Below are 21,140 nucleotides of genomic sequence, written 5' to 3' on the forward strand. Positions count from 1 at the left end.
CAGTCCCCGTGAGGGGCGGTGAGGGGCCGTGAGGGGCCGTACGCGTTCTTCCGTCAGACCCCCGGGGCCGACTCCTGCCGGATCAGGTCGAGCCCCGGCAGCCCGGGCAGCGTGTGGACGCCCTCGACCGTCGCCTCCACGTCGAACACCGTGTACTGCACCGGCGCCCGCCCGATCAGCTCGGCCGCCCGTGGGGCCAGTGGCCGCGCCGCCGCCTCCGCCGACTCCCACAGCAGCACCGCGCCCCAGCGCTCCGTCTGAGGGTCCGCGATCCAGAACTTCAGCCGCAGCCCCTCCACCGAGGCGAACCGGTCGACCGCCTCGTCGCGCAGGTACGCCCGTAGCGAGGCGATGCTGTGCCCAGAGCCCTTCAGGTCCCACCAGGCCACGGTCGCCTTCATACGAGCTGCTCGGACAGCAGTCCGGACAGGGCCTCGCTGACGATGCGGATGCCGTCCTCGGTGAGCACCGACTCGGCGTGGAACTGCATCGACCGGAAACCCGGCCCGCGCAGCGCGTGGACCTCCCTGGTGCCCGGCTCACGACACACCTCGACCGTGCCGACCCCGGGAACCTCGACCGTGTCCGAGGCGCTCTGCGCGGCGAAGGTGTTGTAGAAGCCGACGCGTTCACGCCGCCCGAACAGCTCGATCTCCCGCTGCACGCCCTGGTTGGGCTGGTCCCGGCGCTTGAGCGGGAAGCCGAGTTTGGTGCTGAGCACCTGGTGGCTGAGGCAGACCGCGAGGAACGGCCGCCGCTCGGCGAGGAGGGTGTCCACCGCGGACCGCAGGTGCGCGATCTTCGGGTGGTCCACGTCCCGCGGATCGCCCGGCCCCGGGCCCATGACGACCAGGTCGTACGGCGCGAAGCTGTAGGGCTCGTCGAACCGGCAGACCGTGACGTCGGCCTCCATGGCGCGCAGTTGGTGCTCGATCATCGCGGTGAAGGTGTCCTCCGCGTCGACCACCAGCACCTTGCGGCCCACCAGCAGCGGCACCGGCCGGGTGCGGGACGCGTCGTCGTCCAACCAGAACCCGGCGATCGTCGCATTGCGCCGGCTCAGGGCCGCCCGGACCTCCGGGTGGTCGCCGAAGCGGCGCGGCCCCGCCTGTTCGAACATCGCGAGCAGGCCGGCGGCCTTCGCCCGGGTCTCGGCGACCTCGGAGAGCGGGTCCGAGTGGCGCACGAGGGTGGCGCCGACGCTGATGCGCATCCGGCCGCCGCCGTCGATGTCGGCGGTGCGGATCAAAATGGCCGAGTCCAGCGTGCGCTCGCTGTTCTCGTCCTGGCCCATGAGCGCCAGCACGCCGCTGTAGTAGCCGCGGCCCTGGGGCTCGTACTTCTTAATCACGCGGCCCGCGCTCTCCAGCGGGGATCCGGTGACCGTCGGCGCGAACAGGGTCTCGTGCAGGATCTCCCGGGGGTCGCGGGAGGTGCGGCCCTCGATGAAGTACTCGGTGTGGGCGAGGCGGGCCATCTCCTTGAGGTACGGCCCGACGACCCGGCCACCGGAGTCGCAGATCCGGGCCATCATCTTGAGTTCCTCGTCGACGACCATGTACAGCTCGTCGGCCTCCTTGCGGTCGGCCAGGAAGTCCATGACGCCGGACAGTTCGGGCCCTTCGGCGGGGAACCGGTAGGTGCCGCTGATGGGGTTCATCACGGCCCGGCCGCCCGAGACGCTCACATGGCGCTCGGGAGAGGCCCCGACGAGCGTGCGGTCGCCGGTGTGCACGATGAACGTCCAGTAGGCGCCGGTCTCCCGCTCCAGCAGCCGGCGGAAGAAGCGCAGCGCCGCGGCGACGGAGAACTCGCTGATGTCGGCCACGAAGGACCGTTTCATCACGAAGTTGGCGCCGGCGCCGGTGCCGATCTCGTCCGCGATGACGCGGCGCACGGTTTCGGCGTACGTGTCGTCGTCGATGTCGAAGTCGCCGCCCGTCGCGAGGTGGACGGGGGCGTCGGGGAACTCGGCCAGGACGGTGGCGAGCGGCACCTGCGCCTGCTCCTCGATCACCATGGCGAGCAGCGGGGTGCCGTCGTCGGGCGCCTCGAAACCGCGCTCGGCGAGCTGCCGGTACGGGACCAGGGCGAGCACGTCCTGGCGGGCGCCGGCGCCGGACTCGACGTCTGGGAGCGGGATGTCGGCCAGGGTGGCGGACTCCTTGAACTCGCCGAGGAAGAGGTCGAGTTGCCGGGTGACGGTGGTCTCGGGGCGGTGGATCAGCGCGAAGGCCGGCGGCCGGTCGGCCAGGATCCGGCCCAGCAGGTCCCGGGTCATGCGGATTCCCTTTCCGCGTACGCGGCCACCCGGTCCGGGAGGGCCGTGAGGAGTTCCTTGGTGGTGGTCAGGCGGGCGCAGCGGCCGGCGGCGTACTCCAACGCCATCCGGTGGTCGTCCCAGCTGAAGTCGGCGATGGCGTCGGCGACCAGGAAGGGCTGGATGTCGTTGGTGAACGCATCGACGGCGGTCATCAGGACGCCCACGTGGGCGTACACACCGCAGATGATCAGCTGGTCGCGGCCCTGTGCGCGCATCCGCTCCAGCAGGTCGGTCTTGAAGAAGGCGCTGTAGCGCCACTTGGTGAGCATCCAGTCGCCCTCCGCGGGCGCCACCGGCTCCACGACCTGACGGTGCTCCGGGCTGGGCTGCATGCCCGGGCCCCAGAAGTCCTTGAGCAGTCCGCGCTCTTCGGGGGTCATGCCGCCCGGCTGCGCCGTGTACGCGACCGGGATGCCGAGCTCCGCGGCGCGCACGCGCAGCTCACCGGCGTTGCGGGACAGGTCGACCACGGGCTGCTCGCCCGCGGGGAAGGCGGCCAGGAAGTACTTCTGCAGATCGTGCACCAGCAGGACGGCGCGGTCCGGATCGACCTCCCAGTCGACGGCGGAGGCGGGCAGGTCGGCCGCCGACGGCATCGGATAGGGGCTGATCGCAGGTATGCCTGCCATGCGTTTCTCCCTCTCGTTCATGCTCTCGTTCACGGTTCGCTGACTGGTTGCACCGGTCTCAGGCACCGAGCGCCGCACCGCCGTCCACGGTGAGGTCGTGCATCGTGATGTGGGCGGCCTTGTCGGAGAGCAGGAAGACGACCGCCTCGGCGACGTCCTCGGGACGCGCCAGCTTGCCCAGCGGAATGCCGACGCGGTACGAGTCGGGGACCCCCTCGATGGACGCCCGCGCGCTGCTCTCGTCCTGCCACATGGAGTTGAGCATCGGGGTGTCCGTGGAGCCGGGCGCCACGAGGTTCGCGCGGATGCCGAACTTGGCGACCTCCAGCCCCAGGCACTTGGTGAACATGGTCGCGGCGGCCTTGGAGGCGGCGTACGCGGACATCTCGGTACGGGCGGTGCCCGCGGCGTTGGAGGCGATCGTGACGATCGCGCCCCGGCGGCGCGGCACCATGCGGTTGACGACGGCTCGGGAGACGAAGAAGACGCCCGTGGTGTTCACCGCGAACGTCGTGCTCCACTCCTGGTCGGTCAGCGTGCGCGCCTCGGCGAGCCGCAGCACGCCGGCCGCGTTGACGAGGAAGTCGAGCGGACCGACGAACGCCTCGACGTCGTCGACCAGTGCTTCGACATCGGCGCTGGAGGTGACGTCGGCCGGGAACGGATCGACCCGACCGCCCTCCTCGACGACGGACTTGGTGACATCGCGCAGGCGGTCCGCGTCCCGGTCGACCGCGGCCACCCTGACGCCCCTGGACGCCAGGGCACGGACGATGGCCTCGCCGATACCGCCGGCCGCTCCGGTGACCAGAGCGATCTTTCCTTCCATGATGGAGTAACCCCCTCTATTTCTTCGGTCTCAGCCGCGCCAGGCTGAGGCGACTTCAATGGCCTGGTCAGAATTGAGGCGCGGGTCGCAGAACGAGGTGTACTTCTCCCCCAGCTCGTCCACGTGGTATTCGTCGGAGACACATTCGTGAACCTGGTCCGGGGTCGTTTCCAGGTGGAGTCCGGCAGCCACTCCACCGTTGTCGACAACGGCCTTCTGAAATTCCTCGACCTCGCGCACGACGGTCTCGACAAAGCGAGTCTTGATGCCACCGGGCAAGCTGACGGTATTTCCGTGCATCGGATCGCACATCCACAGCACCGGGTGCCCGGCCTCCCGGACCGCGCGGACCAGCTCCGGCAGCTTCTCGGCAGCCGTGCCCTGGCCCATCCGGGAAATGAGTGTGAGCCGACCCGGCTCCCGCCGCGGGTCGAGCTTCCCGCACAACGCCACCAGCCCGGCCGCAGACATCTTCGGGCCGACCTTGGTGGCGACCGGGTTGGCCACGGCAGCGAAGAGCTCGACGTGGGCGCCGTCCAGCTCACGGGTGCGCTCGCCGATCCACGGCCAGTGCGTCGAGGTCAACAGCAGCGAGCCGTCGGGCTGGGTGCGCAGCATCGGACCCTCGTAGTCGAGCAGCAGCGCCTCGTGACTGGTCCACACCGGAGCCTCGGCCGCGCAGGGGCGTCCCTCGCCGTGCCAGCCGAGGGAGGCCATGGCACCGGCCGCCGCCCGATAGCCGGCGACCAGCCGCTTCGGGTCGGGACGCCGCAGCTCGGGGTCGGGCTCCGGACTGTTGACCATGTGCCCGCGGTACACGGGGAGCTCGATGCCCGCCACGATCTCGGTCGGGTTGGAACGGGGCTTGCCGAACTGGCCCGCCAGCCGGCCCACCCGTATTACGGGCTTGAGCGAACGCGTCTTCATGACACCGGCCAGCACGTCGAGGAGCGCCGCCTTGCGCGCCACGTAGCCAGGAGTGCACTCAGCGGGGTCCTCCGCACAGTCCCCGCTCTGGACGACCTGCACCTCGCCACTGGCAGCCGCAGCGAGCAGGGCGCGAAGGGCCTCGACGTCCTCCCGGCGCACGAGTGCGGGCGAGTCCGCCAGTTCGGCCCTGGCATTCCCCAGGGCTTCTTCATCCGGCCAAACGGGCTGTTGGCCCGCGGGCAACGATTTCCAGCGTGCAACACCGTACATGTGGCACCTCCCAGTGCTGAACCTGCCGTGACATCAGATGCAACAAGAAGTCTGTGAAACAGGGAATCGGGTGAACCACCAGAGATTCACCACTTCGTCAAGTGGGCGCATATTCGGTCAGGTCGAAAGAGAGATTTTTAAATTGACCTGACGCAGTATCCGGGCCGGTTCGGCCGGTCGGGCGTCGAACCCTTTAAAGTCCGCACCCGTGAGGCGGCTCAGGGCTGTCATAGGGCCCGCACTTGACACACCATCGACGTTTCATTTCACGCGGATGTCACGTGGTCCTAAGGTCGGGTTCGTGGTTAGTCAAGGAGCTGGAGCGCTGCTGAAGCAACTGGTGTCCGAGGGGGTCTCGCCATGGCTGAGCGCGCAGGACCCCGCGGAGTTCGACGCCAGAGTCCGGTATCCGACCCTGGGAGCCCACTTCCACAACGCCCTCGCGCCGGCGGGCAGCAACCCGGTCCTGCTGCGGCGGGCCTGCGATCTCCTGCGGCCCGTGTTCGAGGTCAGCAAGGGCACGGTGGGCCAGGTCTCCGTACCCGTCTCTCCGCGCTGGGCCCATGACGCGAAGGCGCTGGGCACGGCGGTCCGCGCAGTGCACCGGACGGTGGCCCGCCCCAATGCCCTCGTCCGCATCCCCATGACCCGGGCGGGTCTGGAGGCGCTGTCCGACTGTCTCGCGGACGGGATCGGCGTGCACGCCGCAATGGTCTTCTCCGACGAACGGTACGCCGAGGTGCTCGACGCCTACGTCGCCGGACTGGAGCGGTCCCTCCTGTGCGGCCGGCCGCTGGGCGACGCCCCGATGGTTGCCTCGTTCCCCGTGGGCGTGTTCGACGCGGCGGTCGACGCCCGGCTGGACGAGCTGGGCGTCGACCGCCGCCACGAGGTGCGCGGCGCCGCGGGCCTGGCGGTCGCCCGCAGGATGTACCGGCTGCGCGAGCAGCGGTTGTCCGGGGACTGGTGGCGGGTGCTGCGGGCCAACGGCGCGCCACAACCGCGGCTGCTGTGGGGGACCGGCGCCGACGGCGGCGTGGGCGCCCTGGTGGGCTGGAACACCGCGCTGGCACTGTCGGTGGACACCGCGGAGGCCGCCGTCAACAAGCCGGGGCTGACCGGCGACACCCTGCTGAACACGGACGGGGAGGCGAGGTGCGCCCTGCGCGCCCTGGAGCAGCTCGGCGTCCCCGCCCATCAGGTGGCAGCTGCGCTGGAGACGGCGGAGCTCGCCCGCCTCCGGCGCAGCTGGGGGGTCACGACCGAATCCGGTCTCGCTGCCTCTCCGGGAACCGGGTATGCGTCAGCGCCAACAGCGGAGCAGCCTTGACGGCCGTCTCCTCGTACTCCGCGGCCGGGTCGGACAGGGCCACCACCGCTCCGCCCACCCCGTAGGTGACCCGGTCGGCGGTGACCGTTGCGGTGCGGATCACGATGCTCAGATCCGCGGCGCCGGAGAGCGAGAAGTAGCCGATGGCCCCCGAGTACACCCCGCGCGGGCCCGCTTCCAGCCGGTCGATGATCTGCATCGTCCGGATCTTGGGAGCACCGGTCATCGAACCGCCGGGGAAGGCCGCGCGCACGCAGTCCACGGCCGTCAACTCCGGTCGCAGGCGCGCCCGTACGGTGCTCACCAGCTGGTGGACGGTGGCGTAGGTCTCGACCCGGAAGAGTTCCTCGGCCTCGACCGAACCGGGAACCGCACACCGGCCGAGGTCGTTGCGGACCAGGTCGACGATCATGAGGTTCTCGGAGCGGTCCTTCTCGTCGCTCAGCAGGTCCGCGATCAGCGCCGCCTCCTGCTGGGGGGTGGCACCGCGCGGCCGGGTGCCCTTGATGGGCGAGGACTCGACGAGGCCGTCACGGGAGACGCGCAGGAACCGCTCGGGCGAGGTACTGAGCACGGACTGCTCGCCGAACTGGAGGAGCGCGGCGAACGGCGCCGGGCTGGTGCGGCGCAGCGTGCGGTACGCGGCCCACGGGTCGAGGCCAACCTCGGCCTCGGCCATGTTGGTCAGGCAGACCTCGTACGTCTCACCGGCGGCTATCTCCTCCAGGCAGGTGTCGATGAGGTCCAGGTAGGCGCCCCGGTCGTGGCGCAGCCGGATCTCCCCGCTCGGGGCGGCCGGCCGGGGGGCCGGCAGGCGCAGGCCCGCGATCTGCCGGAGCCGCTCCGCGGTGCCGATCAGCCAGGCCTCCGCCTCGGCGGCGGACTCCTCGCCGCTCCCCTCCACCAGGGCGAGCACGTAAGTGGTGTTCTCCACGTGGTCGAAGACGAGGGCCCGGTCGGCGAAGACCATGGTGGCGTCGGCCACCGGCGAGCGGTGCACGAGGTCGCCGCCGCATTCGGCCTTCAGCTCGTAGCCGAGGTAGCCGACCCAGCCGAGGGCGAAGTCGAAGGGCAGCTCGGGGATTTCGGTGTGCAGGGAGTGCAGGTCGCGGTCGATCCACTCCAGGAAGGGAGCGGCGACCAGCTCGCTCGCACCGCCCGCCGACTCGACGGTGAGGCAGCCGCTCCACACGTCGGCCGTGGCGACGCGGGCGAGCGGCCCGGTGGCGTCGCCCATGACCGAGAACCGGCCGCGGTCGCCGCCGGGCAGGCTGCTGTCCAGCCAGTAGGCGTGGTCGTTGCCGCGGAAGAGCTGGTCGTAGGCGGTCTCGGGGAACCAGCGGGTGGGCAGCCGGTGGGCGAGCAGCCGCAGCCTGCGGACCGGGACCTCAGCCGGGACCTCGGCCGCAGCGGCCTTCGGCGCGGGGGCGGGCGCGGCGACGGGGGACGGCTCGGGTGCGAGGGCCGGGCGGCGCGCGGCGCCCACCCGGTGCGCGCGGGTCAGCTCGGCGAAGTTTGCCAGCAGCTCGATTCCGTACCGACTGCAAATCGACTCGGGATGGAACTGCACGCCCCACATCGGGCGGGTCCGGTGCCGCAGCCCCATCAGGATGCCGTCGGGCGTCCACGCGGTGGCTTCGAGCTCTTCGGGCAGGTCCGTCACGGCGAGGGAGTGGTAGCGGACCACCTCCATCGGGGACGGCAGCCCGGCGAACAGGCCGGTGCCGTCGTGCAGGACGGGCGAGGTGCGGCCGTGCCGGGGCTCAGGCGCGCGGTCGACCGTGGCGCCGTGCACGTATCCGATCCCCTGGTGGCCGAGGCAGATGCCCAGCAGCGGCAGGTGGGAGTGCTCGACGATCTCGGCGCAGATGCCGAAGTCAGCCGCCCGGCGCGGGGTGCCGGGGCCAGGTGAAACCACGACGTTGTCGAACGCGTCGAGTTGTGCGATCTTCCAGCGCGGGTCGTCATTTCGAACGACTTCCGGCTCCCGCCCATTCACCTCGGCGAGATAGTGGAAGAGGTTATAAGTAAACGAGTCGTAATTGTCAACAAGCAGCGTACGCACGATGAATATCCCCCCCGTCTCAATCAGGCCGAAAATGGCTTGATTTCGAGCAGCATGTGCTCGACCATGTCCTCTCCGTACTCCCCCTCGCGCACCCGGCAGCTCGCCACGGTGTGCAGCGCGCGCCCGCTGCTGTCGGCGATCTCGTGCAGCATGGCCAGGTCACCGCGGTCGCTGAAGTGGAGGAGTACGCGGCCACCCGGCGTGGTCCAGTGCACGGCCTGCTCCAGGTACCGGCGGTGAGCCTGGTACCCGGTGTCCACGTACGCCCGCTCGTGCACCGATTTGTACTCGTAACTCTCGGGCCCCATCACGTAGTTGGAGCTCCAGAAGACGAGGTCGAAGCGCTCTTCCTCGCGCAACCCGGAGAACAGGTCGCTGTGCAGGGCCTGCAGACGGTGTCCCACCCCGTGCCGCTCCGCGTTGACGGAGGCGTTCTCCACGGCGGAGGGGCTGATGTCCGCCGCCACGACCCGCTCGTATCCGGCCAGGGCGGCCGTCACGGCTATCACACCGGTGCCGCACCCTATCTCCAGGAACGAACCCGAACGCGGTTGCGCCGGGGGCTGGTTGAGGCCCAGGAGTTGCAGGGCCACACTGGTGGAGGGGGAATAGACCGGCGCGAACACCTCGTCGAAGAGGTCCCACTCGCGACCGCCGAGCGTGAAGACCCGCGGCCGGTCCTGCCGGGTCAGGGACAGCCGGCTGCGGAGCAGCGACCGTTCGTAGCTCTGGAGCTGAGACAGCTGAGACAGCTGAGACATGCGAACTCCTCAAGGAAGACATCGGACCGTCGTCGTTGCGGTGGGTGGCGGCGGTGGTGGCGGCAGCACCGGAACGCTCGGCGATCAGCCTGCCCTTGAGTGAGCCTCGACCAGAAGGTGTCCACATGACAGCATCACTCATGGAGAGTGGTGATCCGATCACCCTCCGCGTCTCTGAGCTGGATCGCTTGTCGAGTGTTTCTTGACCTGTTCTTGCCCCAAGAGATACTTTCAGGCAGGCCAGGGATTGCTTGTACCTCGTTGGTGCAAACGTGAACGGCTTTTATGGGGGTCGGGGGAGAAGTCGTGGCTGACCACGCTTACGAAATGCTGGAACTGCTGAACAGAGAGGCGCCCGCGGCTGCCTTCGACGACGTGGTCCGAAAAGCACGTGAGTCCGGCCTGTCGGGGGACGCCCTGGCCCAACTGACCAGGGCGAGGGACCAGAGCCTGGGCATCCGGGCGCTGTTCGTCCGCCGCCAGCAGCGCGAGGCCGGACTCGCCGCCCTGGTGGACACCGCCCGCGACCTGACGCTTCCGTACGACCTCGACGAGCTGCTGAAGGTGATCACCCGCCGGGCCCGACTGCTGCTCGGGCTCGACATGGCCTGGGTGAGCTTCGACGACCTGGAGGCCCAGTGCTCCCGGGTCCGGTCGGCCGACGGCCACGCCTCCGCGCTCACCATCGGCTTCGCCATCCCGCTGACCGGCGGGGGCGTCGGCAAGCGCGCCGCCGACGGTTCGGCCCCGTTCTGGTCGGCCGACTACATGAACGACAAGACCTTCCAGCACAGTTCCGTGATCGACGAGGTGGTGCAGGCCGAGGGCCTGCACGCCGTCATGGCCGTGCCGCTGCGGCACGGCGGAACCACCCTGGGAGCCCTGTACGTCGCGGACCGCCACATCCGGCACTTCACACCGGACGAGGTCTCGCTGATGAGTTCACTCGCCGACCTCGCAACGGTTGCGATCGAAAAGGCCCGGCTGTTGGAGCAGACCCGGTACGAGGTCGTGGAGCTGGAGCAGGACACCTCCCGCGCACTGGACTCCTCCACCACCGCCCGCCAGCTCCGCGAGACCCACGGCCGGCTGCTCGACCTGGTGCTCCAGGGCGGCGGCCTCGGCAACCTGGCCGCCGAAGCGGTCAAGGACCTCGACGGCACGCTCCTCGTACGCGACGCCGCGGGGCGCGACCTCGCCTGCCCCGGCGGAGAACCTCCCGCGCTCAACGAGGCCGAGATCCGCACCGTCCTGTTGGACGCACACACCGACCGGCAGCCGCGCAGCACGGCCGACGGAGTGTGGGTCGCCTCGGTCGCTGCCGGCGACGAGATGCTGGGCACCCTCATCCTGGTCCCCGAGGAGCCCGCCACCGACCACCAGGTCCAACTCCTCGCGCTCACTGCCCAGGTCACCGCCGTGGTGCTGCTGATGGAGCAGGGGATGGCGGCTGCCGAGGGCCACATGCGCGACGAGTTCTTCCACGACCTGCTGCGGGGCACCTCGTTGTCCCCGGTGCAGATCGCGGAGCAGAGCCGCCGCCTCGCGCTCAACCTCGACGAACCCCACGTCATCGTGATCGCCCGGCCCGAGGGGGGAGTTCAGGGCCGCGTCGTCGCCTGGGCCGCCTCGTACGCCAACCGCCACCACGGCCTCAAGAGCGTGGACGGCGACGTCGTGGTGCTACTGCTGCCCGGCAACGACGCCGGGGCCATCGCCCGTACGGCATCGAAGGAACTCACCGAGGTGCTCGGCAGACCGGTCACGGCCGGCTCCGCCGGTCCCGTCGACAGACCGACCGGGATCGTCCACATGTACCAGGAGGCCCGGCGCTGCCTGGACGCGGTCGCGGCGCTCACCGGCGCCGGCAGCACCGCGTCCCCCGACGAACTGGGCTTCCTCGGCGTACTGCTCTCCGAGAAGCCGAACATCGCCGGGTTCATCCACGACACCATCGGCCCCGTCCTGGACTACGACGACCAGCAGTACACCGAGCTGATCCGCACCATGGAGGCGTACTTCGCCTCCGCCAACAGCCCCTCACGGGCCGCCGAGTCCCTGCACGTACATCCCAACACCGTCTCCCGCAGGCTGGAGCGCATCACCGAGATCCTCGGCGAGGACTGGCAGAAGCCGGCCCAGGCCCTCCAGGTGCAGCTGGCCCTCCAGCTCCAGCGGACCCGGCAGGCACTGAACAAGGACGTCCGCGGCGGCCGGCCCCGGCAGGCCATCGGCCACCGACTGCCGGCTGACGGTCACCGGCTGACGCCCGACGGCCGCCCCTAACGATCACCGGTGCGCTCGGTCAGCACCCTGACCGCATGCGCCGCGGAGGCCAGGGTGGTGTGCCGGTGCCAGCCGCCGAAGGAACGGCCACCGAAGTCGGTGAGCCCCACCTTCTGCGAGACGTTCGCGAAGTCCGCCTCGACGTTCTGTGCCCGCTTCGCGAGCCTCAGCAGCGCACCCGGAGGGGCCTGCGTCATATCGCTGATCCAGCACCGGTCGGGCCAGCCGCGCGGGTCGCTCCACTCCCCGAACAGCAGCAGCGGCTGCGGAGCCTGCGCGAGTTCCACCCGTACGCCGACCACCAGCGTGGTGCGCGGCTGCAGGATCGTCGGGTCCAGCCAGGTCACCGGGCGCCGCAGCGTACGGGCCATCAACAGCAGTTGGTGGGCGGCGAGTTCGCGGTTCCCGCTGCTGGGCAGGACCGGGTCCACGCAGCGCACCCGCAGGGAGCCGCGGGCCGAGGCCACGAAGGGCATACCGGCGCGACCGAACCGGTGCGCCACCGCAGCGGGATCGACGTCGGGCAGGTCGAACACCACCGGGCGGCGGGTCTGACCGACCCAGTCCCGCAGCTCCTCCACGGCTCCGGCGGCGCATTCGAGCGGGCTGGTGGCCAGTTCCGACTCATGGACGTTGGGCGAGAGGGGACCGACGCTGTCACGCCACTTCTGGGTGAGCGCGAGGCGCCAGTTCACCGGACAGCTCTGCTCCTCGCCGACCGACCAGACCCCGAACGCCACCTGGCTGTTGACCATCTGCCCCCGTTCGGGTACGAACCGGCGGGCGACCCCGACCGACTCCGTACCGGCCTTGGAGATGACCACCGGTTGGACCACCCAGGCGCGGGGCCGCAGCGCACGTTCCAGATACCGGGCGAGGGCCGCTCGTACCGGACCCCAGTCCCAGGTGGAGGAGACCACGAAGTGGTGCAGGCTCTGCTCGGCCGCCCGGTCGCCGACGTGCGCAGCGATGTTGCGTATCGACTTGCGCCCCTCGGCCTTCAACAGGCCGCGCAGGTACACCTCTCCCTTGCGGCGCTGGTCACTGCGCGGCAACGAGGCGAACAGCTCGGCGCAGAGCTCGTCCACGACCAGGTCCGGCACGAACCGGCTGTTCAGGGTCTCCAAGCGTTCGAGACTGGGTGCGCTCATGATGGATCCATCCCTTCCCCCGGCTTTCTTTTCCCTCTCCTCAACCCTGCGGTTGCGGGAGGGGGAGAACCAGGTGGACCCGTCACACACATTCGGCCCGGCGTGCACAGCGGGCCATCAGCCCCGAACGGACCAGAGCGCCCAAGTGATCATGTGACGAAATGCCGTGGAGGGTCTTGGCCTGGTCAGGAACGACTCGAAGACCCGTCGAGCTCTGCCGGAGCCGCACTGGACCACTCGTCCCCTACGCACCACCACCCCCCTTTCGCCCCGGCACGGTGACCCGGCCACCCTCACGACCGCTCCGCACGGTGGTCCGCCCACCACCTCCCGGACGAAGTCCCCGCTCAAGGACCGGCCGGTTGGGCGGGCCGGGTAGGCCGGGCAGGCCGCAGGTGCCGCACCGGGCGTCGGAGCGCCCCGCTAGGGTTTCCGCATGGGGACCTGGATCGCGCCGAGTGCCATCGAGAGAGAGCTGTACGAGTCCAAGAGCGCCGGCGACTGGGGTCGATATCTCGACGTGCTCGCCCGCGCCGAACTGTTCCTGCCGCAACCCCGCGCCCAGGTGGACGCCGAACCCACACAGGCCCGCTTCTACCCCGTGGGTCACGCTCTCCCCGTCTACACCCGCGGAATGCTCCCCCTACCCACCGCCGAGACCGTCTTCGTACGCCAGAGCCTCGCCTGGTTCGCCAACGCCTGGGACCACCGCGACCCCGCCTACCTCGCCGTGAACCCCGGCAGCCCCGCCGAGGCCTACCTCACCACCGGTCCCGCCGACCGCGCTCGCTGGCGCGCCCACTGGGACGCCGCCACCACCTGGGGCCTGGCCCCCGGAGCCGTCCACGCCCTGCACTCCGGTGGGCCCCTGCACGGACCGGTCGCCCACGGACTCGCCGTCGGAGCCCATCTGGCCGTCAGCAACGGGGAGTTCTGGAACGCCCTCGCCTACCACGGCAGCGGTTACACCCGCGAGCGCGAACGGCTGCGCAAGTCCTGGGGCATCACCACCCGCGAGGAGTGGCTCGACGTCCTGCACCGCATGCTGAACGCCGAGATCGTCAGCCCCGTCTGGGAGTTCGTGCTGCGCGTGCGCCGCATCCTCGCCTCCGACTTCGCCGGACCCGTCGACGTCGAACACTGGCGGCACGCGGCCGAGGCCAGCCTGCGCCGCACCGCCGAACGGGCCGCCGAGCCCCAGCTCACCCCCGACGGGGTCACGGTCGCGCAGCCGCGGCCCGCCGCCGAGGTCGAGGGCGAGATCGCCGGCGTGCAGCGCCTCATCGGCCGCATCGCCCGCTACGAGCAGCGCTTCCGGGCCGACGGACTACTGCCCGAAGGGGGCTACGTGCGCTCCGTCGAGGGCTGGGACATCGGCCGGGCCTCCCAGATGGCCCGCTGGGGACTCGGTGCCCGCTTGGGCACCATCGAGGAGGCCGAGCGCGCCGTGCTCCGCGCCGGTGAGGCAGCCTGCTCCGGGTACCGCTCCTGGGAGGAGTTCTCCGCCGGCTACCTGCTCGGACGGTGCCTGCACTTCGACGAGGAGGAGTTCGGCGAGTGGTACACGAGCTCGCTGGCCACCCACCTGACCCTGACCACCGAGCCGGCCAGCCCCTGGCTCAACATTCCCTGGAAGTAGGGGGAAGCGGCAGGAGGGATGCGCAAGGAGGTGCGAGGCCGACTTCGGCCAGTCCCGGTGAAACCTTGGACGGTCCCGGAGCTCCCCAACTAGCGTTCCCCGCATGACCCTTGTCCTGAACGACACGGTACGCAAGCTGCTCGACTCCCCGCACCCGGCGGTGCTGTCCACCCTCAACCCCGACGGCAGTCCGCAGAGTTCGGTGGTCTGGGTGACCCGGGACGGCGGCGAACTGCTGGTCTCCACCGAGCGGGGCCGCCGCAAGGAGCGGAACATCGCCCGCGACGCGCGCGTGGGGCTGACCGTCTTCGACACCGCCAACCCCTTCCTCTACGTCGAGATCCGCGGTACGGCCGCCCTCGCCGAGGACGCCGGACGTACGGTCGCCGCCCGCATCGCCGAGGAGTACCTGGGCCCGGAGGGCGGCAGGGACTTCGCGAAGTCCCTGGCGGACAGTTCCCGCGTGGTCGTCCGCATCACCCCCACCAAGGTGCTCGGCAACGCCGCCAAGGCCGGCTAGTGCCGTGCCGGGCGTCGCGGGCCGGTGAACCCTTCCGCTCACAGCGCTAGGGAAGCTGCGGCCGGACCTGCTCCCAGGCGTCCACGGCCTCCGCGAGGAGGCCGTGGTCCGGGAGGTGCGGCCGTACGAGGGCCATCCAGGGCAGCAGGAGCTTGATGCGCCGCAGGTGTTGGATGCGGGATCGCGGCAGGTCGCGCCAGGAGGCGGCCTCCGCAGCCGCTCGTGCCGGCGTCAGGTCGATCAGGGCCAGCGCCTCCCGACACAGGGCGGCCGGGTCGCCGCCCCGGCCCGGGCCGAACTGCTGGATCAGGTAGCCCCGTACGGCGGCCAGCTCCACGGCACGGTCCAGGGCGTGCGAGCCCTCCCACTCGGCCTTGCGGCGGGTCGCGGCCAGCGCCACCCCGCCCCAGCGCAGCCGCGTCTCGTCGGGCAGCCGGTCCTCCTGCATCCGACTCACGGCCAGGGCCCGCAGGGCCAGCGGATGCGGCTCGTCGAGCAGCGGCGGGTCGGTGGCCCTTCCCCGGCCGGGAGGCTACCCCCTACCGGTGCCCGACCGGGTGGGGTGCCGGGTCGCGCCGCGGGCCGTGCCGCGGGTGGCGCCCGGGCGTCACGCCGCGGGACCCTCCAGGACCAGGCGGACCTCCGTGACCTCGTAGCCGGCGCGGTCGAATGCCGCAGCCATCGGGGCGTTGACGGTGTCCGTGGTCGCGGTGATGCGCTCGGCGCCCCCGTCCGCGTGGAAGCGGGTGATCTCCGCCAGGATCTCGTCGATCAGGCCCCGGCCGCGCTGCTCCGGTACGACGCCCAGGTAACCGACGTTGCGGTGGTACGGGGTCGCCGACGGGACGGCCACTCCGGCGAGGGTGCCGTCCGGCAGGTCGGCGAGGCGCCACCAGGAGCGCTCGCCGGGGCAGTCGAGGTAGAACTCGACGTCCTCGCGGGCCAGCTGCTCGGCGTCCATCGAGCGGAGCTCGTTCTGCGTGTGCAGGTCCAGGCTGCCTGCGGACAGGCGGGCGAAGGCGTCCAGGAACTCCTCGTCCGTGCCCTCCCGGAAGACCAGCCGCCCGCCGGGCTCGGCAACCCCGGCGGCCGGGGTCCACTCGTAGCGGAGCCGCTCGATCTCGCTCGTCAGCCCGGCCTCGTACGCGGCCTCCCGGCGCCAGGCGACGGCCTCGACCAGCTCCGGGTCGGTCCGCCAGTGGCTGGGCAGCGAGATGTTGTAGAGCGGCAGGTTCCCGAAGGCCTCGTGCCCCGCGGCCAGCAGGCCGGCGGCGACCGCGGCCGGGTCGGCCACGCCGGCGCGGACCTGGAGACAGTCGAGCGCGAGGGGCCGCTCGCTGTCGGCGCGGCCCCACCACAGGGCGCGGGCCCAGACCTCGCCGTTCCCGTCCTCGGCGAACCAGATCCACTCGGGGCGGAACCGGTTCTGGGCGAGCTCCTCGCGGATCCCCTCGGCGGAAAGGGCTTCGACGGGGCCGTCGGCCGGGTAGGCGACGGCCCGGTCCAGGTCGGTGGGGTGCGCGGTGGCAGAGCGGAAGATCATTCGGCGATGATCACACGCACCGCCGACACCGACCAGGGCTTTTGTGCGGCTGGACCGTCGGCCGGCGAGAAGCCCTTTTCCAACGGCCGCTCACGATCACGCGGAGCCCGGAGACGCCCGATGGCCGGCCCCCGGTTCCGGGGCCGGCCATCGGACGTGGTGTGTACCGCCTGCTGCTACGACCAGGTGATCAGGCGGCGGGGGTGTTCCAGGACCGCCGCGATGTCGGCCAGGAAGCGGGAGCCGAGCTCGCCGTCGATGAGCCGGTGGTCGAACGACAGCGCCAGGGTGGTGACGTGCCGCGGCTTCACCTTGCCCTTGTGGACCCACGGCTGGAGCTTGATCGCGCCGACCGCGAGGATCGCGGACTCGCCCGGGTTCAGGATGGGCGTACCGGTGTCGACGCCGAAGACGCCGACGTTGGTGATGGTGATGGTGCCGTTCTGCATGTCGGCCGGCGAGGTCTTGCCGTCGCGGGCCGTGGCGACCAGCTCGGACAGGGCCGTCGACAGCTCGGGCAGCGTCTTGGCGTGGGCGTCCTTGATGTTCGGGACGATCAGGCCGCGGGGGGTGGCCGCCGCGATGCCCAGGTTCACGTAGTGCTTGAGCACGATCTCCTGGGCCGCCTCGTCCCAGGACGCGTTGACGTCCGGGTTGCGGCGGACGGCCACCAGCACCGCCTTGGCGATGAGGAGCAGCGGGTTGACGCGCAGCCCCGCCAGGTCCGGGTCGGCCTTGAGCTCCTGCACCAGCTTCATCGTGCGCGTCACGTCGAACGTGATGAACTCGGTGACGTGCGGCGCGGTGAAGGCGGAGCTGACCATGGCCTGGGCGCTGACCTTGCGGACGCCCTTGACCGGGATCCGGGTCTCGCGGGCCGTCGCCTCGCCCACCACCGGGGCCGGGACCTGTACGGGCGCGGCGGCGGCCGGGGCGGCCGGTGCCGGCGCGACCGCGGCCTGCGGGATGATCGAGGCCGCGGCGGCGTGCACGTCCTCCCGGGTCACGACCCCGCCGTCCCCGGTGGGCACCACGGTGGCCAGGTCGATCCCGAGGTCCTTGGCGAGCTTGCGCACCGGCGGCTTCGCCAGCGGGCGCTCCCCGCCGGCGTGGCCGTTGCCGTTCAGCCCGGCTACCGCGGCTGCCTCCGGCTGCGCCGGTACGGCGACCGGAGCGGCCACCGCGGCCGTGCCGTTCTGGGCGGCCTTGCGCGGGCGGCGCTTCGTGGACGCCTGGGACACGCCGTACCCGACCAGGACGGGCTGGCGGGCCGCAGCGGCCGGCTCCTCGGCGGGGGCCTCGGCAGCGGCCGGAACGGCAGCCGGGGCAGCAGCCGGAACGGCAACGGCAGCAGCCGGAGCCTCGGCCTCGGCCGGGCCGGTCTGCACGGAGATGATCACCTGGCCGACGTCGACCGTGGTGCCCTCCTCGAAGAGGAGCGCGTGCACGACCCCGTCGAACGGGATCGGCAGCTCCACGGCGGCCTTGGCCGTCTCGACCTCGCAGACGACCTGACCGTCGGTGACCGTGTCACCCGGCTGGACGTACCACTTGAGGATCTCGGCCTCGGTGAGGCCCTCGCCCACATCGGGCATCTTGAATTCGCGGATCGTCACAGGGCTCTCCTCAGTACGCCAACGAGCGGTCGACGGCGTCGAGCACCCTGTCAAGGCCCGGCAGGTACTCGTCCTCCAGGCGGGCCGGCGGGTACGGAGCGTGGAAGCCGCCCACGCGCAACACCGGCGCCTCCAGGTGGTAGAAGCACCGCTCCGTGATGCGGGCGGCGATCTCCGAGCCCATGCCCAGGAACACCGGTGCCTCGTGGACGACCACGAGCCGGCGGGTCTTCTCCACCGAGACCTGGAGTCCGTCGAAGTCGACCGGAGACATCGAGCGCAGGTCCACGACCTCCACCGACTTGCCCTCCTCGGCCGCCGCGGCCGCCGCCTCCAGGCAGACCTTCACCATGGGACCGTAGGCCGCCAGGGTGATGTCCGAGCCCTCGCGCGCCACGCGCGCCTTGTGCAGCTCGCCCGGGATGGCGTCGACGTCGACCTCGGCCTTGTCCCAGTAGCGCCGCTTCGGCTCGAAGAAGATCACCGGGTCGTCGCTGAGGATCGCCTGCTGGAGCATCCAGTACGCGTCGCTCGCGTTCGACGGCGAGACCACCTTCAGGCCCGGGATGTGCGCGAACAGCGCCTCGGGGGACTCCGAGTGGTGCTCGACCGCGCCGATGCCGCCCGCGTAGGGAATGCGTACGACGACGGGCAGCTTGATCTTGCCCAGGGCCCGCGCGTGCATCTTCGCGAGCTGCGTGACGATCTGGTCGTACGCCGGGAAGACGAAACCGTCGAACTGGATCTCCACCACCGGACGGTAGCCGCGCAGCGCCAGGCCGATCGCGGTGCCGACGATGCCGGACTCCGCGAGCGGGGTGTCGATGACCCGCTCCTCGCCGAAGTCCTTCTGCAGGCCGTCGGTGATCCGGAAGACACCGCCCAGCTTGCCGACGTCCTCGCCCATGATCAGGACCTTCGGGTCCGTCTCCAGGGCCTTGCGCAGGGACTCGTTGAGCGCCTTCGCGATCGACATCTTCTCGACAGCCATCAGTGACCCTCCTCGAAGGACGCGAGGTAGGCAGCGAACTGGGCGCGCTCCTCGTCGACGAGCGCGTGCCCGTCCGCGTAGACGTTCTCGAAGATCGCCATCGTGTCCGGGTCGGGCATGGCGCGCACGACCTCGCGCACCCGCTTGCCCAGCGCCTCGCTCTCGGCCTCCAGGGACTCGAAGAAGGCCTCGTCGGCGCCGCCGCTCGCGACCAGGTAGGTCTTCAGGCGCAGGATCGGGTCCTTCGCCTCCCAGGACGCGGTCTCCTCGTCCCGACGGTACTTCGTCGGGTCGTCGGAGGTGGTGTGCGCGCCCATCCGGTACGTGAACGCCTCGATCAGGGTCGGGCCCTCGCCGCGGCGCGCCCGCTCCAGCGCCCAGCGGGTGACCGCCAGGCAGGCCAGGACGTCGTTGCCGTCCACGCGGACGCCCGGGAAGCCGAAGCCCTGGGCGCGCTGGTAGAGCGGCACGCGCATCTGGCGCTCGGTCGGCTCGGAGATCGCCCACTGGTTGTTCTGGCAGAAGAACACCACGGGGGAGTTGTAGACGGCCGCGAAGGTGAAGGCCTCGGCGACGTCGCCCTGGCTGGACGCACCGTCGCCGAAGTAGGCGATGACCGCGGAGTCCGCGCCGTCCTTGGCCACGCCCATCGCGTAACCGGTCGCGTGCAGCGTCTGCGAGCCGATCACGATCGTGTACAGGTGGAAGTTGTTGGTGTTCGGGTCCCAGCCGCCGTGGTTCACACCGCGGAACATCCCGAGCAGGTTCGTCGGGTCGACGCCGCGGCACCAGGCCACACCGTGCTCACGGTAGGTCGGGAACACGTAGTCGTCGTCGCGGAGCGCCCGGCCGGAGCCGATCTGGGCGGCCTCCTGCCCGAGCAGCGAGGCCCACAGGCCCAACTCGCCCTGGCGCTGCAGGGCCGTCGCCTCGCCGTCGAAGCGGCGGGTCAGGACCATGTCGCGGTAGAGCCCGCGCAGGTCCTCGGCGGTGATGTCCTCGACGAAGGACGAGAACTCCGCAGTGTCAGGGTTGTCTGTGGCGCTGACGCGTTCCCCTTCGGGTGTCAGCAGCTGTACGAGCTGGGGCTCGGCGTTCTGCGCGGTGGCAGCGGCGGTCTTGCGGGCGCTCGCCGCGCCAGCCGCCCGCTTGGTGCCGCTGCTGCGTCGCGGCTTGCGCGCGGCAGTGCTCTCCACGGTCACGTGTTGCTCCTCCGTCGGTCCGGCTCCCGGGTTCTCCGGGGTCCAGTGCGGCTCACCCGAATCTCCACCAGCGCACGGGGTGGGTGCGCGTCGTGTGTGGATTCGGGCGTGACAGGTGCCCCGGCAAGTGCCCTGCGCAATGCACGTTACCCAGTACGCCGCATAACTGCGAAACCCCGCTTGACCTGCGTTTTTACTTGGATTTCCAAGTAAATCCACGGAGCCGGGAACAACCACTGGTCACAGCCTTGCAGGGGGCCGGAACAACGGCACGTTATCCCGGGTAACGACGTCAGGGAAGGGGTGAGTGTGTGAAACTGAGTTCGTGCGCGAAGACGGAAAAATCAAGGTATTCCTCCTGGACGACCACGAAGTGGTACGTCGGGGTGTCCATGAGCTTCTTTCGGTCGAAGAGGACATCGAGATCGTCGGCGAAGCCGGCACCGCAGCCGATGCCCTGGTGCGCATCCCCGCCACCCGTCCCGACGTGGCCGTGCTCGACGTGCGCCTGCCGGACGGCAGCGGGGTGGAGGTCTGCCGCGAGGTCCGCTCACAGGACGAGGACGTCAAATGCCTGATGTTGACCTCGTTCGCCGACGACGAGGCCTTGTTCGACGCGATCATGGCCGGGGCCTCGGGCTACGTGCTCAAGGCGATCCGCGGCAATGAACTGCTCGGTGCCGTTCGGGACGTGGCGGCCGGCAAGTCGCTGCTGGACCCGGTGGCCACGGCGCGGGTGCTGGAACGCCTGCGCGACGGCGGGAAGGGCAAGGGCGACGACCGCCTCTCGCACCTCACCGAGCAGGAGCGCAAGATCCTCGACCTGATCGGCGAGGGCCTGACCAACCGTGCCATCGGCGAGCGGCTGCACCTGGCCGAGAAGACCATCAAGAACTACGTCTCCAGCCTGCTGTCCAAGCTGGGCATGGAGCGTCGCTCCCAAGCCGCCGCGTACGTGGCCCGTCTCCAGGCCGAGAAGCGAGCCTGAGCGCGTCCGGTTCGGTTTGGTTCAGGACCAACGTCCTGCGGGCATCAGGGCGGGCTCCTCTTTT

Annotated in this window: 18 protein-coding genes; 5 read left to right on the forward strand and 13 right to left on the reverse strand. The window is 70.6% G+C overall.

Annotated elements, in window-relative coordinates:
* Window positions 1-53: 53 nt before the first annotated feature.
* Genes ABZZ20_RS19750 through ABZZ20_RS19770 form a run of 5 tightly spaced genes read right to left on the reverse strand, consistent with a single transcriptional unit; the run spans window position 54 to window position 4,981 of the window.
* A complete protein-coding gene (locus ABZZ20_RS19750) occupies window positions 54-401 on the reverse strand; it encodes a hypothetical protein (RefSeq protein WP_356871161.1) in 348 nt (115 codons plus the stop codon).
* Window positions 398-2,281, reverse strand: coding sequence for an anthranilate synthase family protein (locus ABZZ20_RS19755; RefSeq protein ID WP_356871163.1), 1,884 nt, complete (start codon window positions 2,279-2,281; stop codon window positions 398-400). Before ABZZ20_RS19755 ends, ABZZ20_RS19750 begins: the two co-directional genes overlap by 4 nt.
* Complete coding sequence (locus ABZZ20_RS19760; RefSeq protein WP_356871164.1) at window positions 2,278-2,952, reverse strand: isochorismatase family protein; 675 nt, start codon at window positions 2,950-2,952, stop codon at window positions 2,278-2,280. Before ABZZ20_RS19760 ends, ABZZ20_RS19755 begins: the two co-directional genes overlap by 4 nt.
* 58 nt (window positions 2,953-3,010) lie before the next feature.
* The gene (locus ABZZ20_RS19765) at window positions 3,011-3,781 is read right to left on the reverse strand and encodes a 2,3-dihydro-2,3-dihydroxybenzoate dehydrogenase (protein ID WP_356871166.1); all 771 of its coding nucleotides are present in this window, start codon (window positions 3,779-3,781) and stop codon (window positions 3,011-3,013) included.
* A gap of 30 nt (window positions 3,782-3,811) precedes the next feature.
* Window positions 3,812-4,981, reverse strand: coding sequence for a 3-deoxy-7-phosphoheptulonate synthase (locus tag ABZZ20_RS19770; RefSeq protein ID WP_356871167.1), 1,170 nt, complete (start codon window positions 4,979-4,981; stop codon window positions 3,812-3,814).
* A gap of 301 nt (window positions 4,982-5,282) precedes the next feature.
* On the opposite strand from ABZZ20_RS19770, the gene ABZZ20_RS19775 reads away from it, so the two are divergent.
* A complete protein-coding gene (locus ABZZ20_RS19775; RefSeq protein ID WP_356871168.1) occupies window positions 5,283-6,311 on the forward strand; it encodes a transaldolase family protein in 1,029 nt (342 codons plus the stop codon).
* On the opposite strand, the gene pabB is transcribed toward ABZZ20_RS19775, so the two are convergent.
* Window positions 6,238-8,376, reverse strand: coding sequence for an aminodeoxychorismate synthase component I (gene pabB, locus ABZZ20_RS19780; protein WP_356871170.1), 2,139 nt, complete (start codon window positions 8,374-8,376; stop codon window positions 6,238-6,240). The genes ABZZ20_RS19775 and pabB overlap by 74 nt on opposite strands.
* 23 nt (window positions 8,377-8,399) lie before the next feature.
* Window positions 8,400-9,140, reverse strand: a complete 741-nt coding sequence (locus tag ABZZ20_RS19785) for a class I SAM-dependent methyltransferase (protein ID WP_356871172.1) — start codon at window positions 9,138-9,140, stop codon at window positions 8,400-8,402.
* Window positions 9,141-9,446: 306 nt separating this feature from the next.
* On the opposite strand from ABZZ20_RS19785, the gene ABZZ20_RS19790 reads away from it, so the two are divergent.
* Entirely contained in the window at window positions 9,447-11,426 is a 1,980-nt protein-coding gene (locus ABZZ20_RS19790; protein ID WP_356871174.1) for a helix-turn-helix domain-containing protein, read from the forward strand.
* Here ABZZ20_RS19790 and ABZZ20_RS19795 read toward each other — a convergent pair.
* Window positions 11,423-12,577, reverse strand: a complete 1,155-nt coding sequence (locus ABZZ20_RS19795) for a transposase (RefSeq protein ID WP_356871176.1) — start codon at window positions 12,575-12,577, stop codon at window positions 11,423-11,425. The genes ABZZ20_RS19790 and ABZZ20_RS19795 overlap by 4 nt on opposite strands.
* Window positions 12,578-13,013: 436 nt before the next feature.
* Here ABZZ20_RS19795 and ABZZ20_RS19800 point away from each other — a divergent pair, with 436 nt between their 5' ends.
* Together ABZZ20_RS19800 and ABZZ20_RS19805 are read left to right on the forward strand one after the other, a co-directional pair.
* Window positions 13,014-14,216 carry a DUF1266 domain-containing protein gene (locus tag ABZZ20_RS19800; RefSeq protein ID WP_356871178.1) on the forward strand — a complete coding sequence of 401 codons (1,203 nt, stop codon included), beginning with the start codon at window positions 13,014-13,016 and terminating at the stop codon, window positions 14,214-14,216.
* A gap of 103 nt (window positions 14,217-14,319) precedes the next feature.
* Complete coding sequence (locus tag ABZZ20_RS19805; RefSeq protein WP_356871180.1) at window positions 14,320-14,736, forward strand: PPOX class F420-dependent oxidoreductase; 417 nt, start codon at window positions 14,320-14,322, stop codon at window positions 14,734-14,736.
* Between the two features lie 46 nt (window positions 14,737-14,782).
* On the opposite strand, the gene ABZZ20_RS19810 is transcribed toward ABZZ20_RS19805, so the two are convergent.
* The 5 genes from ABZZ20_RS19810 to pdhA all read right to left on the reverse strand — a co-directional run bounded on the left by ABZZ20_RS19810 (window position 14,783) and on the right by pdhA (window position 20,088).
* Complete coding sequence (locus ABZZ20_RS19810) at window positions 14,783-15,193, reverse strand: hypothetical protein (RefSeq protein WP_356871182.1); 411 nt, start codon at window positions 15,191-15,193, stop codon at window positions 14,783-14,785.
* Window positions 15,194-15,343: 150 nt separating this feature from the next.
* On the reverse strand, window positions 15,344-16,279 hold the full coding sequence (locus ABZZ20_RS19815; RefSeq protein ID WP_356871184.1) for a GNAT family protein: 936 nt from the start codon (window positions 16,277-16,279) through the stop codon (window positions 15,344-15,346).
* 176 nt (window positions 16,280-16,455) lie between these two features.
* Complete coding sequence (locus ABZZ20_RS19820) at window positions 16,456-17,874, reverse strand: dihydrolipoamide acetyltransferase family protein (RefSeq protein WP_356871272.1); 1,419 nt, start codon at window positions 17,872-17,874, stop codon at window positions 16,456-16,458.
* Window positions 17,875-17,905: 31 nt separating this feature from the next.
* A complete protein-coding gene (locus ABZZ20_RS19825) occupies window positions 17,906-18,886 on the reverse strand; it encodes an alpha-ketoacid dehydrogenase subunit beta (RefSeq protein WP_356871186.1) in 981 nt (326 codons plus the stop codon).
* On the reverse strand, window positions 18,886-20,088 hold the full coding sequence (gene pdhA / locus ABZZ20_RS19830) for a pyruvate dehydrogenase (acetyl-transferring) E1 component subunit alpha (RefSeq protein ID WP_356871188.1): 1,203 nt from the start codon (window positions 20,086-20,088) through the stop codon (window positions 18,886-18,888). Before pdhA ends, ABZZ20_RS19825 begins: the two co-directional genes overlap by 1 nt.
* A 325-nt stretch (window positions 20,089-20,413) precedes the next feature.
* Here pdhA and ABZZ20_RS19835 point away from each other — a divergent pair, with 325 nt between their 5' ends.
* Window positions 20,414-21,076 carry a response regulator transcription factor gene (locus ABZZ20_RS19835; protein WP_356871190.1) on the forward strand — a complete coding sequence of 221 codons (663 nt, stop codon included), beginning with the start codon at window positions 20,414-20,416 and terminating at the stop codon, window positions 21,074-21,076.
* The last annotated feature ends 64 nt before the right edge of the window (window positions 21,077-21,140 follow it).

The organism is Streptomyces sp. NPDC006430 (genome assembly GCF_040612395.1).
Classification (GTDB): Bacteria; Actinomycetota; Actinomycetes; order Streptomycetales; family Streptomycetaceae; genus Streptomyces.

What these genes read in the sequence shown, in the direction of transcription:
- ABZZ20_RS19750 (WP_356871161.1), bottom strand. Translation starts at nt 401, where the DNA reads ATGAAGGCGACCGTGGCCTGGTGGGACCTGAAGGGCTCTGGGCACAGC.
- ABZZ20_RS19755 (WP_356871163.1), bottom strand. Translation starts at nt 2,281, where the DNA reads ATGACCCGGGACCTGCTGGGCCGGATCCTGGCCGACCGGCCGCCGGCC.
- ABZZ20_RS19760 (WP_356871164.1), bottom strand. Translation starts at nt 2,952, where the DNA reads ATGGCAGGCATACCTGCGATCAGCCCCTATCCGATGCCGTCGGCGGCC.
- ABZZ20_RS19765 (WP_356871166.1), bottom strand. Translation starts at nt 3,781, where the DNA reads ATGGAAGGAAAGATCGCTCTGGTCACCGGAGCGGCCGGCGGTATCGGC.
- ABZZ20_RS19770 (WP_356871167.1), bottom strand. Translation starts at nt 4,981, where the DNA reads ATGTACGGTGTTGCACGCTGGAAATCGTTGCCCGCGGGCCAACAGCCC.
- ABZZ20_RS19785 (WP_356871172.1), bottom strand. Translation starts at nt 9,140, where the DNA reads ATGTCTCAGCTGTCTCAGCTGTCTCAGCTCCAGAGCTACGAACGGTCG.
- ABZZ20_RS19795 (WP_356871176.1), bottom strand. Translation starts at nt 12,577, where the DNA reads ATGAGCGCACCCAGTCTCGAACGCTTGGAGACCCTGAACAGCCGGTTC.
- ABZZ20_RS19800 (WP_356871178.1), top strand. Translation starts at nt 13,014, where the DNA reads ATGGGGACCTGGATCGCGCCGAGTGCCATCGAGAGAGAGCTGTACGAG.
- ABZZ20_RS19805 (WP_356871180.1), top strand. Translation starts at nt 14,320, where the DNA reads ATGACCCTTGTCCTGAACGACACGGTACGCAAGCTGCTCGACTCCCCG.
- ABZZ20_RS19815 (WP_356871184.1), bottom strand. Translation starts at nt 16,279, where the DNA reads ATGATCTTCCGCTCTGCCACCGCGCACCCCACCGACCTGGACCGGGCC.
- ABZZ20_RS19820 (WP_356871272.1), bottom strand. Translation starts at nt 17,874, where the DNA reads ATGCCCGATGTGGGCGAGGGCCTCACCGAGGCCGAGATCCTCAAGTGG.
- ABZZ20_RS19825 (WP_356871186.1), bottom strand. Translation starts at nt 18,886, where the DNA reads ATGGCTGTCGAGAAGATGTCGATCGCGAAGGCGCTCAACGAGTCCCTG.